This window comes from Deinococcus sp. QL22 (assembly GCF_023370075.1).
GTDB lineage: Bacteria > Deinococcota > Deinococci > Deinococcales > Deinococcaceae > Deinococcus.
Window position 1 is genome coordinate 222,227 of the sequence record NZ_CP097152.1, and the last position, 12,284, is coordinate 234,510.

The 12,284-nt window shown below is 62.8% G+C and carries 16 protein-coding genes; 9 read left to right on the forward strand and 7 right to left on the reverse strand.

Annotated elements, in window-relative coordinates; all coding sequences use genetic code 11:
* Positions 1 to 166: 166 nt before the first annotated feature.
* The 6 genes from M1R55_RS23165 (at position 167) to M1R55_RS23190 (ending at position 3,567) form a co-directional block, all read left to right on the forward strand.
* Positions 167 to 703 (forward strand): hypothetical protein, encoded by a 537-nt coding sequence (locus tag M1R55_RS23165; RefSeq protein ID WP_249395747.1) that lies wholly within the window; start codon positions 167 to 169, stop codon positions 701 to 703.
* Entirely contained in the window at positions 700 to 1,029 is a 330-nt protein-coding gene (locus tag M1R55_RS23170) for a hypothetical protein (protein WP_249395748.1), read from the forward strand. Before M1R55_RS23165 ends, M1R55_RS23170 begins: the two co-directional genes overlap by 4 nt.
* A gap of 315 nt (positions 1,030 to 1,344) precedes the next feature.
* The gene (locus M1R55_RS23175; RefSeq protein ID WP_249395749.1) at positions 1,345 to 1,578 is read left to right on the forward strand and encodes a hypothetical protein; all 234 of its coding nucleotides are present in this window, start codon (positions 1,345 to 1,347) and stop codon (positions 1,576 to 1,578) included.
* A gap of 5 nt (positions 1,579 to 1,583) precedes the next feature.
* Positions 1,584 to 1,787, forward strand: a complete 204-nt coding sequence (locus tag M1R55_RS23180) for a hypothetical protein (RefSeq protein WP_249395750.1) — start codon at positions 1,584 to 1,586, stop codon at positions 1,785 to 1,787.
* Positions 1,788 to 2,633: 846 nt separating this feature from the next.
* Positions 2,634 to 3,005 (forward strand): transposase, encoded by a 372-nt coding sequence (locus tag M1R55_RS23185; protein ID WP_249395751.1) that lies wholly within the window; start codon positions 2,634 to 2,636, stop codon positions 3,003 to 3,005.
* Between the two features lie 52 nt (positions 3,006 to 3,057).
* Positions 3,058 to 3,567, forward strand: a complete 510-nt coding sequence (locus M1R55_RS23190; RefSeq protein WP_249395752.1) for a DDE-type integrase/transposase/recombinase — start codon at positions 3,058 to 3,060, stop codon at positions 3,565 to 3,567.
* Positions 3,568 to 3,880: 313 nt separating this feature from the next.
* Here the strand turns inward: M1R55_RS23190 and M1R55_RS23195 are convergent, their stop codons facing one another.
* The 5 genes from M1R55_RS23195 to soxR form a co-directional block, all read right to left on the reverse strand.
* On the reverse strand, positions 3,881 to 4,021 hold the full coding sequence (locus M1R55_RS23195; protein ID WP_249395753.1) for a hypothetical protein: 141 nt from the start codon (positions 4,019 to 4,021) through the stop codon (positions 3,881 to 3,883).
* Positions 4,022 to 4,197: 176 nt separating this feature from the next.
* Entirely contained in the window at positions 4,198 to 5,271 is a 1,074-nt protein-coding gene (dinB, locus tag M1R55_RS23200; RefSeq protein ID WP_249395754.1) for a DNA polymerase IV, read from the reverse strand.
* A gap of 55 nt (positions 5,272 to 5,326) precedes the next feature.
* Positions 5,327 to 5,617: a hypothetical protein gene (locus M1R55_RS23205; RefSeq protein WP_249395755.1), complete on the reverse strand. Its 291-nt coding sequence runs from the start codon at positions 5,615 to 5,617 to the stop codon at positions 5,327 to 5,329.
* 128 nt (positions 5,618 to 5,745) lie between these two features.
* Complete coding sequence (locus M1R55_RS23210) at positions 5,746 to 6,606, reverse strand: arginase family protein (RefSeq protein WP_249395756.1); 861 nt, start codon at positions 6,604 to 6,606, stop codon at positions 5,746 to 5,748.
* A gap of 306 nt (positions 6,607 to 6,912) precedes the next feature.
* The gene (soxR, locus tag M1R55_RS23215) at positions 6,913 to 7,368 is read right to left on the reverse strand and encodes a redox-sensitive transcriptional activator SoxR (protein ID WP_249395757.1); all 456 of its coding nucleotides are present in this window, start codon (positions 7,366 to 7,368) and stop codon (positions 6,913 to 6,915) included.
* Between the two features lie 143 nt (positions 7,369 to 7,511).
* Between soxR and M1R55_RS23220 the strand changes: the two genes are divergently transcribed.
* Both M1R55_RS23220 and M1R55_RS23225 read left to right on the forward strand, forming a co-directional pair.
* A complete protein-coding gene (locus M1R55_RS23220) occupies positions 7,512 to 8,195 on the forward strand; it encodes a VOC family protein (protein WP_249395758.1) in 684 nt (227 codons plus the stop codon).
* 20 nt (positions 8,196 to 8,215) lie between these two features.
* On the forward strand, positions 8,216 to 8,587 hold the full coding sequence (locus tag M1R55_RS23225) for a VOC family protein (protein WP_371827307.1): 372 nt from the start codon (positions 8,216 to 8,218) through the stop codon (positions 8,585 to 8,587).
* Positions 8,588 to 8,872: 285 nt separating this feature from the next.
* Here the strand turns inward: M1R55_RS23225 and M1R55_RS23230 are convergent, their stop codons facing one another.
* Both M1R55_RS23230 and M1R55_RS31875 read right to left on the reverse strand, forming a co-directional pair.
* On the reverse strand, positions 8,873 to 9,322 hold the full coding sequence (locus M1R55_RS23230; RefSeq protein ID WP_249395804.1) for a DoxX family membrane protein: 450 nt from the start codon (positions 9,320 to 9,322) through the stop codon (positions 8,873 to 8,875).
* A gap of 171 nt (positions 9,323 to 9,493) precedes the next feature.
* Positions 9,494 to 9,628 carry a hypothetical protein gene (locus tag M1R55_RS31875; protein WP_256566059.1) on the reverse strand — a complete coding sequence of 45 codons (135 nt, stop codon included), beginning with the start codon at positions 9,626 to 9,628 and terminating at the stop codon, positions 9,494 to 9,496.
* 414 nt (positions 9,629 to 10,042) lie between these two features.
* Here M1R55_RS31875 and M1R55_RS23235 point away from each other — a divergent pair, with 414 nt between their 5' ends.
* Positions 10,043 to 11,836 (forward strand): ATP-binding protein, encoded by a 1,794-nt coding sequence (locus M1R55_RS23235; protein WP_249395759.1) that lies wholly within the window; start codon positions 10,043 to 10,045, stop codon positions 11,834 to 11,836.
* Positions 11,837 to 12,284: the final 448 nt, after the last annotated feature.

Here is a 12,284-nt window from a genome sequence, read left to right on the forward strand (position 1 = left end):
CCACCAACGCTGCCGGTCAAGGCCGCCCCGGAGCACTGACCCCTGCGAACCCGGAACCACGGGCAGAGGTCTCCACACAGGCGGGCGCGGGCCTGTCCACATTCCGGCCCAACCTCCCATTCATCCCACCGCGTCAGCGGGAGCCGCACACCTCCCAGGAGAAGACATGACACAGCCTGCCGAACACAGACCCGCGCCCACTGAAGCCCACATGATCAGCGACGTCATTCCCCGGTTGTCGGGCGGACTGATCCCCGAACGCTGCACCGTGATTTCTTTTGACCGTTCCCACCGCTTGCGGCTGATCGAGGACGCCCTGCGCCTGAAAATCCCGCTGCCGCTGCTGGAACAAGCGGGCGATCCGGAAGGCCAGGCAGTTTTCGTCTTTGAGGCAGGAGAGACCATCCAGATGGACGCCCGAACCTCACTCGCGACCCTGAGCGACATGACGGCAGATGACCGCACCCGCGAACGTGACGTGTTCTTTGAGGCCGCCACGGCCTGGCCCGCCCAGCGGTTCACGGTTACCAGTGGTGCAGGCTGCGGCTACGGGTACTTCGGTTTGGACCTGAGCCGGGGCGAACTGATCAAGCACCTGATCCGGGTCTACAGCGATCTGGATTTCACCTGCCTCGCGCCGACCACCTTGCTGAACAAGATGCGGATTGAGAAGCAGGACGTGCGGGAAGGAACGCGGACGTGATCCTCGCGCCTGAGAACGCCACGGTCGCCGATCAGTTGCGCTGCACCCTCGAAGCGCTGGCCCTTCACGGTGTTTGGAAACAGGCACTGGCAGACCAGCCTGCAGGCGTCCTGGTCTACACCTCTGGCGGCTCGCCGCTGGTGTACGTCTACCAGGTGGAAGATGACCTGCACTCCGTGGAAGGCAGGGGCTGGTCGCTGCTCTTTTCCACCACGGCCAGACCCGGCACCCTGACCCGAATGCTTCAGGTGTATCTGCGCCGGGAAGAACACCCGAAGCTGCCCTGGTATGGAGACGGGTGGCCAGAGAAAACCAGAAGTGCGTGACCTGTGCGCCGCTGAACGGAAGAACAGAATTCATCCTGACGGGTCAGTGGGCAGCATGGTTCTCATCGTCGATTTCACCCTGCCCTTCCCCACCCCGTTCGCCAACCGCGACGAAGCGGAGGCCCAGGCCGCCACCGTCAATGAAGGATTACTGGTCAGCGCCTACAGCGAATTCTTGCCGACATCAGGAGCGGGGAAATCATCAACGCGTCACACCCGCAACCGGGGTCACTTCCCACAGAGGTGCCCCCGGTTTCACTGAAGAGAAAGTCAACGGCGCTTCACCCCCTGAACAGCTAGGGGGCAGGGCGCGGCATGAACACGCTGATCCAGATCCTGCTGCGCCGCGCCGCTTCCCGCCTGAGCGTCTGGGCGGATGGCCCAGCACCTGCCGCACCAGAACAGGACGGCCCTACGATACGGCTGATTCATCCGGGTGGCCAGGTGGAAGTGCTGCCGGTGGCGAACTTCCTGCGAACCGCCCGCCGCGCCCGCGGTTCGGAACCGGAACGGCCACACTTCAGGGCCCGCCTGAGGCGAACCAGCTAAGCGGGGTGGCCCCCCAAATCTGGGTGGTCGTGGACTTGCTGACGGCCACCGCCCATCAGCCGCGTCAGCCTCTGCCCGGAGACGAGGAGCACCTCCTGCCCATGGTCAAGCGCGCCCTCAGGCACTGGCCGGAACTGGATCTGCCGCTGCACCGTATGGCCACGCCCCAGTGGTTGCCGTCTCGAGCGATGTCTTCAATGCCAGCCTGATCAGGGCCGTGTTGGTTGCCCTGCCGACCTCCAACCTCAAGTGAGAACGTGCTGCTGGCCGACGCAGTCAACAGCCTGCAAAATGACAGCGTGATCAATGTTTCGCAGGTGTTGGTGGTGGATACAATGCGTCTAGAGCGTCGCGGGCATCAGTTGGAGGGTCAGTGCGCAAGGGTTGGATCAGGATCTCACACTCGTGTTAGAGCTGACCTGAGGGCACGGTGGTAAGCGTGTTTGGCGGCTCAATGGCGCAGGGTTGCAACTTCAATTGGTAAGTGATGTCGTCAGCCCACTTGCTTCCGACTGCACATGCTCTCCGATTTCCCTTCGGCCTTCGGAACGAGCAACGTGATGAAGGGGGTTCCAGTTTCTGCCCACTGCGGTGGTGAATGTATGGAGGGCAAGGCGCTGGAGCTTCGTTAACGCCAAAGCTCTAGCAAGCCCAGCAAAGCCCTTGCATAGTGGCCCAGGACTCCCAAGTCCGGCAGAGGAGCCGCTTGGCCCTCATGACGCTTAGGAGCCGTTGGGAGTGCTGCTGCAGTTGGGACTGAGCCTGGCGCTCTCACCGGCTGCATTAGCTGCGCTTCAGGGCTTGAGGGCCAAGAAGCTGAATACCGTCCGGACTGCACTGGAACGCCCGGTGACAGAAGCCTTACCACTGGTGCGGGCGCTCCTCAGCGTTGAACTCCAACCTAGCGTGGATTTATGCGGTGTCAGGAGGGATCCTCCTGTTCCCAGCCGCACTTCTGAGCATCCATCAAACCGTTCCTCCACCGCACAGTGGATTGACCCCCTCGGACAGGACTACAGGCCAAGACACTTCGCCCCAGTCAGCGGATACGCTGAGTGCATCGCGAAGGAGATCCCATCCCCGGACGGAACCACAGCCGCGAATTCAAACTTGAGGTCGTCAGCCAAATCAACACCGGCCAACAGACCACCGCCCAGCTCAGCCGCACCCATTCCTTGGCGCCGGGTCTGATGTACCGATGGCGCAAAGAGGTCGAGGCACGTGGTGAAGCTGCGTTTACAGATGGATCCAACACAGATCGCAGCGATGAACTTCGCATTGCCGAGTTGGAACGGTATTGCGGTCAACTCGCTCTGGAGAACACCATCTTGAAAAATCGTTGGCGACGTATCGCTCGAAAAGCGGCACCAAATGATCACGTATGCGCGCAGCGCGCATCCAACGGTGTCGGTACGTCGCTTGTGTGAGCTGCACGCGGTCAGTCGGTCTTGGTATTTGGGTCAGCAGACTCGGACACCAGTGAAGCCGGATTTAGATCTCACGAAAGAGATTGAGGCCATCGTGCTGAAGTGGAATGGTTACGGCTATCGACGCGTGACCCACGAATTGGCCTGCCGGGGACGTCCAACCAATCACAAGCGCGTCTTACGTATGATGCGGGCCGGAGGGTTGTTATGCCGTCCCAAACGGCGATTTCAGGCCACCACAGATTCGACGCACAGCGAACGTCGTTTTCCGAATCTGTTGCCTACGGTGGTGCCGACTCAACCCAACCAAGTCTGGCAAGTCGATCTGACTCACGTCCGGGTCAGACAGGGGTTCGTTTACCTCGCCTGCGTTCTCGACAGTTTTACCCGAGAAATCGTGGGCTGGGCCGTGTCCAAATGCATTGACGCAGCGCTGGCCTTGAAAGCGCTCGCTCTTGCACCCGCCGAGGTCAGAGGAAGAGCCTCCTGCTTGTGCACTAAAACAGCACCAAAACTCACCACAGAAGACACCCTCAATCTGCCCGTCCCAGCCGGTGCTTGACCAGCCGCTTCACTTCTTGGACGATCCTGGAAGAATGGCTGGAGCCACTCAATCTGCTCACACTGACGCTTTGACCCCCAAGAGCGGCCGGCCTCTTTTACAGCAATGCCTCTCCACGAGCAGCGCTTCAGTGGCAGAGGCGGCCTTTTCGCTGGGCCAACACCCGCCGCGCGTAACCTACGGCTGAAAGCAGCAGCGCCGTCGTTGATCCACCCGCCAGACCCAAATACGCCGCCGAGTGCAGCGCGTGATAGGCCGCCTGCAGCGGTTCATCCCGCCCGCTCGGCAGCTAGGCGCTCGTACCAGCCCTGACCTAGGGCTGGCAAGGCAAGTCCAAATGCCGTTCCCCGGCCAACGCCACGACGTCTCCCGCATACCGGTCGAGTTCCGTGCCAAATGCCAACAGGGTCTCCCGGGTCGGTTGGGTGTGATGCAGTGCTGGAGCGAATTCCACGGCGGCCAACACCTGCAGCGTCGTCGCGATACAGGTTTCAAAGGCCTGCTGATTGCTGGGGTTGGGGCGGTTGGGACACGGCGGTCATTCCCTGCAGCATGGCGCGGCGTGCCGAAAAGATCATAAGGCAGACGGGCAAGGCCTAAGTTCGAGGTAAAGACCCTTCAGGGTGCCCCTCACTGCACCGCGTCAAATAAGGAGGGTAAGACGTGGCGTCCAGTGGGGTCTTGCAGGTTGCCCACGGTGATGCCCAGGAGCCGCACCGCCCGGCCCTGCAGGAGTTCCAGCGTGAGGAGCTGCACAGCGATGCGCAACAGATCGCTCTCCAAAAACACTGGCCCTGGCAACGAGATTTGCCGGGACACCGATGCAAAGCTCGCAAACTTGACCTTGAGCACCACCGTTCGGCCAGCCAGGCCCTGGGTTTCGAGTCTTCTCTGAAGCTGCCCGGCGATCTTCACCAGCTGAAGGTGCATCTCCTGGAGGCTTGTCAGGTCGAGATCAAAGGTTTCCTCGACACCAACACTCTTGCGCTCCCCATTAGGATCCACGGGTCGGTCATCTTGACCCCGCGCCACCGCGTACATCTGACGGCCCTGCACCCCAAACAGCGAGATCAACTCTTGCAAGGACACGGCCTGCAAGTCTGCCCCCGTCTTGACTCCGCGCTCTTCCAATCGACGGGCGGTCACCGGACCAATCCCGTGAAATGCCCCGACAGGCAACCCAGCCACCAACGCTTCAACATCTTCGGGCAAAATCACGGTCAAGCCGTCCGGTTTGTTCATCCCGCTGCCCAGCTTGCTCAGGAGTTTATTGAAGCTCACGCCGCAGGACACGGTCAAGCCGCCTGTCCGTTCTTTGACTCGCCGCTTGATTTCGCGGGCGATCAGGGTAGCGCTGGGTGGGCCTTGCTTGGGTTGGGTGACGTCCAAGTAGGCTTCGTCCAAACTCAGGGGTTCCACGAGATCAGTGAATTCATAGAACACGCCTTGCAGTATCTGGCTGGCCTCGCGGTAGACGTCCATGCGCGGCTCGATGACGATCAACTGTGGACAGCGGGCCAGCGCAGTCCGGAGCGGGAGGGCGCTGTGCACCCCAAACTGCCGGGCTTCGTAGGTGGCAGTGGTGACCACGCTGCGGGGGCCGTGATACGCCACGGCGAGGGGGAGGCCGCGCAGCCGGGGCTGATCGCGCAGTTCCACGCTGGCATAAAAGGCGTCGGCATCCACGTGCACGATCTTGCGCATGACGCGCGCAGTCTAGGTGGGGCAGGGTCGGCTCAGTGTGAGACCGAGTCCGCCTTCAGGACGCTTTGCCCGGACGGGGAAGGGCGTCTGACCAGCCTTCACGGGTGGAGGGCGTCAAGGCCTCAGGGCGGTCTTGAACAGGGGTGAACCTCAGAATCAGGTACGGCATTTGCTGGGGGAGACCCGGCTGAGCGGCTCGGCGCTGGGCATAACAGGCCAGCGCCAATTGATGCACCCCTTGACTCATCGGCCCGATCCACAGTGAACCGGTGTAGCTGACCGTTGACCGCAGACCGTCCTCCCAGCGCAGCAGCACCAGCCATTGAGGAAGTGAAGGCGCAGTCATGCCCCCAGTCTGCCTGATGAAGCGGGCGATGGGGGCAGATGTGCCCTGGGGCTCTCAAGCACACGGGGTAAACCCACCCCCAGCTCTTCTGAAGTGCCGACCCCACCCAGGCTGCTGGTTGACGCACTTCAGTCAGCGATCACCACGTCGTCCTCACCCTCCTGGCCCCGCCAAGCGTGCAGCACCTGCGCGGCCCGTTCCTCCTGATCGGCGGCACCGGGAAGGTATTCAGTGAGGCCGCCGCCCACCACCTCAAACCGGGCATGCAGATCCTTCAGCAGGCTCAGGAGTGCCCCCAACGTCAGGCCGCCCGGCGTGGGCCACCCCAGCGCCGAGAATTCGGTGGGGTCGAGCACATCGAGATCGAGATGCACGTACAGCTTCCGGGCGCCCCGCTGGGTCAGGAGGTCTCCCACCGCGGTCGGCTGCGCGTTCAGCGTGGCCGCCGCGACAGGGATCCAGCCCTGGGCGTCCACGTAGGCCTGTTCGGGCGGGTCAAGCTCACGCACGCCGGCCAGAACCACTTGCGAGGGGCGCAGGGTGGACGGCAGGGCGGCCAACACCTCAGCGTCGCCTTCCCCCAGCAAGTGACGCAGGGGCATGCCGTGGAAGGTGCCACTCGGAGAGGAGGCGGGGGTGTTGAGGTCACCGTGGGCGTCCAGCCAGACCAGGGTCAGCTCCGGGCCATAACGCGCATTCAAGGCAGCAATCGGTACGAGTTCGGCGGCGCAGTCGCCGCCGAGGGTGAAAAGTCGCGTGGGTGGCTGGGCCGCCAGCAGGGCCAACACCGTCTTCAAGTGCCTGAGGAGGGGAGCACGTCCCAGGATGCCGCCTTGCACCGTCAATGACTCTGTGGCTGTGATGGGTACCTCGTGCCACGACAGGTCAGGCGCAAGGTGCGCGAGGCGGCGCGCGCCCTGTGCGAGGGCGGGAAGATGGCCTGCGCCTTGCCACTGCGGAAACAAGAGGTACATGAGGAATTGTTCCACGTCGTGGTGGAGCGCACGCGCACCTTGCGCTGAACCTCAGCCCGCACCTGTGTTCAGGCGTCGGCGTTGACAACGCGTTGTTGGCGGGTGACCGGAGACCAGAAACCACAACCTGCGCTAGGGAGTCCGGTGAAGATGTGCCTCCAGTCAGGACGGGTCACGCCGCAGTCTGAGGTCGCCCTGGGCCATCCTCGGCGAGCGCGTGAAATCGGACGAAGCCCGGGGAGAGGCTCATCCCGCAGGGAGCTGCGCCGGGCCGCCTCCGCCTCTCGCACTGGATGGGGGGGGGGGCCAGTACCGCGCCATTCATCCAGCCCGCGTCCCCATCAGCGTATTCCTCCCCGGATACCGCCCGCCATACGCATCGCCTGGATTGAACAGTGCACAACGCTCCAGCGACAGACAACCACAACGGATACACCCGCCCAGATCGTCACGCAGCCTGGTCAGCGTCGCAATCCGGGTGTCAAGTTCAGCACGCCAGCTCTCCGAGAGGCGTTCCCACTCCGCCACTGTCGGTGCGCGTCCGGCAGGCAGCTCCGCCAGCGCGGCGCGAATGTCGGCCAGCGGGACGCCCACACGTCCGGCAGCACGGATAAAGGCCAGCCGCCGCACCGTGTCGCGCGGGTAGCGGCGCTGGTTGCCCGGAGTTCGGGTGCTGACGATCAGGCCCTCACGCTCATAAAAGTGCAGCGCGGAGACGGTTAGGCCGCTGCGTTCGGCCAGTTGGGCAGGCGTCCAGTGGGAAGCGGGAAGAGACATCAGGTACCTCCGGGGGGTTGACCTCAACTTTACTTGAGGTTTTAAGCTGAGTGTCAACAACGTCGGGGAGAACCCCTGAAACCGATCTTGAGCCTGTCCACCCACTGGATGAATACCGTACGTTCACCCCCGAAAGGATCCCCATGCATATTGAGAGTCTGACCCTCTTTACTCCTGACCTTGACGTCCAGCACGCCTTCTATACCGGAGTCCTTGGCCTGGACACGGTGACGAGAACCCCCGACAGCGTGACTTTCCAGGCTGGACGAACCTTCCTCACCTTTCGTCAGCAGGGTGATCCCGGGCGCTTCTCCCACCTCGCCTTCGACATTCCGCGCCACCAGATGGACGGGGCCGAAACGTGGCTCCGGGCGCGCGTGCCGCTGCTCGAAGATGAAGAGGGAACCAGCCGCTTTCCGCTGAGCGAGGGCTGGAACAGCGAGAGCCTGTATTTCGAGGACGCTGCTGGCAATCTTCTCGAATTTATAGCCCGACACGATGTGCTGAACGATCACGCTGCCCCGTTTGGTTCCGGTGGCGTGCTGCATGTCAGCGAGCTGGGCATCGTGGTGCCGGATGTCCCGGCTGCCGTGCTGGATCTGGAACGCCGCTTCGGCCTCCTGACCTTCCATGAGCAGAGCGGCACCTTCACGCCTGTCGGAGATCATAACGGCCTGCTGATCGTGGTGAGGGAGGGCCGGGGCTGGTTCCCCACCGGGCGGCCTGCGGCTCCCGCGCCGTTTGAAATCACCTTCAACTGCGGCGGATCGACCCAGCGCTTCCAACACAGCGATCTCCTGAAACGACCAGGAGCCCGCCCCTGCTGACCCCTGCCACCCACATTCGCCTGGCCCGACCCAGCCTGAACCTGCGCGCCGCCGAACACTTCTACACGGCGGGCCTGAACCTGAGCGTCCTGTACCGCCATGACAGCGCGGGAGAGGAGGCGTCCCTACTGATGCTGGGCGTGATAGGCGCGGCCTGGCATCTGGAATTGACGCACCTGGCCACGCACCCGGTTCTCCCCACACCGACGGAAGACGACCTGCTGGTGCTGTATCTAGGAAGTCCGGTGGAGCCGTCTCTCATTCAGCACCTGATCGAGTGCGGCGGCACGCACGTCCCGGCGCTCAATCCGTACTGGGACACGTACGGTGTGACCATCCAGGATCCGGACGGGTACCGCTTGGTGCTGTGTCGGCGAGCGTGGACGGTCTGAACAGCCCCGCCTTTCCCTGCGAGTTTTCCGTGGTGTCCTGCATGGCTGGAATGAAACATCCCTTGGCGGTGCTGATCCCTGAGCACAGGTTTTAGGTGCCAGTCTCAGGTCTAGTGGAGGCCGCCATGGCGCGGGAGGCATCAGAAGCCCGTTAAAGGCTGTGCTGCCTGCCGAATGGGAGGTGGGCGAGAAGAGTCAGGAGAACCCATGGCCTCCGTTGTGCCTGTCGCGCACCCTGGGACACGGAGAGCCTGGCCGTTTCCCTTTGGTTCAAGCAGCGCAGGCTCACCCCACCGCAGGGCGCTCCCGGCGACCTGCTCGCCACGCCGCCCAAGCTCCGGTCGACCACAGGGCCCAAACCACCAGCAGCGGTTGAAAGAACAGGCGGATCAGCCGGGCCTGGTCGGTGTTCAGCCCAAAGGCGTCCGTTTGGGTCAGGTACTGCGAGATGTTGCCCGGAAACACGGCGACGAAGAAGGCGGCGACGACCGCGCCAACCCGGACTCGCTGCTTGGGCAGCACGATCAGTGCCGCGCCAAGAGCGAGTTCGACCACGCCTGAGGCGAGCACCACGAAGTCTGGGTCAAGAGGAAGCCAGGGCGGCACCTGCGCTTGAAAAGCCTGACGTTGGGTGGTGAGATGTCCAGTACCGGCCAGCAGCAGGGCGCCGCCCAGCAGGAACCGGGCTGCGTTTTGAACCCAAGTGGTGGGCTGGTGGAGAGGGGCAGTGGACAGAGAGACTCCTTCAGGAAAAAAGTGGCCTGAGCGAACGCAGACGCGGCCAAACGCTGACAAAGTGATGTTCAGCTAACCCTGGAGATGAGGCGGCGTAACGCCCGTCAGCATGACAGACCCACCACCGTCCGGCGACTCAACCGGCGGCCTGCAGTCACCAAACGCTCTCCATCAGCTGGCAGCGTACTCCAACCCGGCTGGTGCGCCCAGGAGCGGGCCACGCACCAGTGGGGGCGGCTTGAGCGGGCCGCTGATCCGCATAGGTGGCGAGTCGGCGGTGGGGCCAGGCGAGACGTTGAGGAACATGGTTCATAACATCCTCCGGTGCGGGGCCCAACGCGCTCGACGGTCCACCCTGGAGAACCGGTTCAGGGGTCGAGGTCGTGCAGGCCCGACTCAGTTGTCGGTTCTGTTCACCTTCCACCGCAGCATAGGCGCGGAGACGGCGGACAGGCGGATGCACCTAGCGTGCTCCCCCAGTGTGCCAAGCTGAAGGGGAGCGGGATCTCCAGCCGGGATCTACACAAGCACCAGCCCTCTTTCATGTTTTGGCGCTCCAGTCAACCCCTGTTCGCGGTGGGTGACAAAGTCGCACGGATCACATATGAGTTGGATGCCAGAAGGGCTGAGCGCAGCATTGCCCGTCTCACAGCGCCCCATACAACCCTAGGCCGCCATCCATAGAACTGTGTGGCAGATTGCCCTGCCGTAAGCTGAACCATGTCTCTTCCCTCCGGCACGCTTGCACGCCCTTCCCTGAATGAGCGACTGCAAGACGTGACCCACGCCCTCGCCGCGTCCACGACGGTTCACGGCGTCTTTGAGATTCTCCTCACCTCTGCCCTGGAAGCTGTAGACGCCACGACTGGGGCCGTCTTGTTGGTCAACGCGGACGGTGACCGCCTGGAACTGGCGCAGAGCTACGGATACACCCCGGACGTGCCCACCATCTGGAAAGATGGGCCGCTTGACGGCAGTGTCCCGGCTGGCGAAGCCTTGCTCAAACAGACTGCCTTGTTTTTCGAGCATCAGGAAGCGCTGATGCTGGCCTATCCTGACCTTGAAGAGCGCGTGGGCGCGCCGCCGCCAGTGGCCACCGCCGTGCTGCCCATGTTCGAAAACCAGAAATCCTTGGGCTTGATCGTGCTGGACTTCAAGGAGCCGCACCACTTCACGCCGGAGGAACGCTTTTTCCTGCGCACCCTGAGTACCCAGTGCGGCATTGCGCTGGGCCGCGCCCGCCTGATGGCCGACCTGCAAGGTCAAGTCGAGCAGCGCACACAGCAACTCCAAGAGCAAAAGGCAGAGGTGGAAAGCCGCAACCGTGCCCTGGAGGCGGTGGCCCAATTGTCCCGCGACCTGCGGCTGCAAGACGACCGCTACGCGCTGATCCACCGGGCACAGCAGAGTCTGGCGGGCCTGCTGGCGCCGGGCGTCTTCACCTACTTTGAGCTGGAGGGCGACTGCTGGTGCCTGAAAGCCCAGGAGGGTCAGTTCCAAGATCCTGCTGTGCAAGAGCAGATGGACGCGGGTTGGCCCCAGGCTACCCCTGCATTGTGGCTCCCTTTCGAGACGCGGCAACCCTTGTACCAGGCCAAAGACTCCCTGAGCACGGATCCGCTTCCTGAAGCTGGAGAGGATGTGCACGCGGCCGCCACCTTGCCGCTGCTGGTGGACGGGGTCGCGGTGGGCTGTTTCCGGGTCGCGCTGTTCACCCAACGCCTCTGGACGCCGACCGATCAACGGGTGCTGGAAATCATTTTGCATGGTCTTGGCTTGGCGCTGGAGCGGGCCGAACAGGCGGGACGACTGCGGGCGCAGCGTGACGCGCTGGCGGCCGCCAACGAGGAACTCGAGGCCTTTGCCTACTCCGTGTCCCACGACCTGCGCACGCCCGTGCGGCACGTCACCAGTTTCGCTCAGCTGCTCCGCAAAACCCTGGGTGACCGGCTGGATGACAAGTCGGCGCGTTACCTGGGCGTCATGGATCAGGCGGCCGCCCGCATGACTACGCTGATCGACGCGATTCTGGAACTCTCCCGCACGTCCCAGCAACCGCTGCACCTGCGGATGGTGGATCTGGGAACGGTGGTGGCCAGTGTGCGGGAACTGCTGGAGCCTGAAGCCATTCACCGACAGGTGAGGTGGACGGTGGGCCCCCTGCCGCTGGTGATGGGCGACCTGGGGTTGCTGCGCCAGGTCATCGAGAACCTCTTGTCCAACGCGCTGAAATACACCACACCGCGGGCAGAAGCGCACATCGAGGTCTGGGCGGAAGAAAGCCCTCAGGACTGGCGCGTCTCCGTGCGGGACAACGGGGTGGGCTTTGATGCGGGCTATACCCACAAGCTGTTTGGGGTGTTTCAGCGGCTGCACCGTCAAGAGGAGTTTGAAGGCAATGGGGTGGGCTTGGCCAATGTGCGGCGGGTCATCACCCGGCATAGTGGAACGGTAACCGCAGAGGGTGTCCTGGATCAGGGCGCGACCTTCTCGTTCACGTTGCCCAAAGCGTAGAGACAAGCCGCAGTGACCATGTTCACCCCGAACCAGAGACGTCAGTCAGGCGGCCCCATGTCTCTAAGGGTCACGAGTAAGCGGAACAAAAACACCCCTGGAGTCCTCCACAAAGCCAACTTTTGCCTTTCCTCAAGCTTGAGCGTCCAAGTCCATCGGCACCACAACCCCGTCACGATTTGCGGCTATGGCCCGCACGACACTCTTGGGGAATTGGCTTGTTGATGGGAACGACATACTTGGGGGATTGCGGGTTCATTCCATAGTTTTTCAGTGTTACTGAGCGAGGATTTCGCATTCCTCTCGACATTGATCCTGCGGTAAACCCTCGTACGACATACTTGGGGAAAGAGGAGAAAACGGCACGACATACTTGGGGAAAATCTGCATATTCAACGACATACTTGGGGGATTCAGTCCAGATCAGGCACGACATACTTGGGGGGAA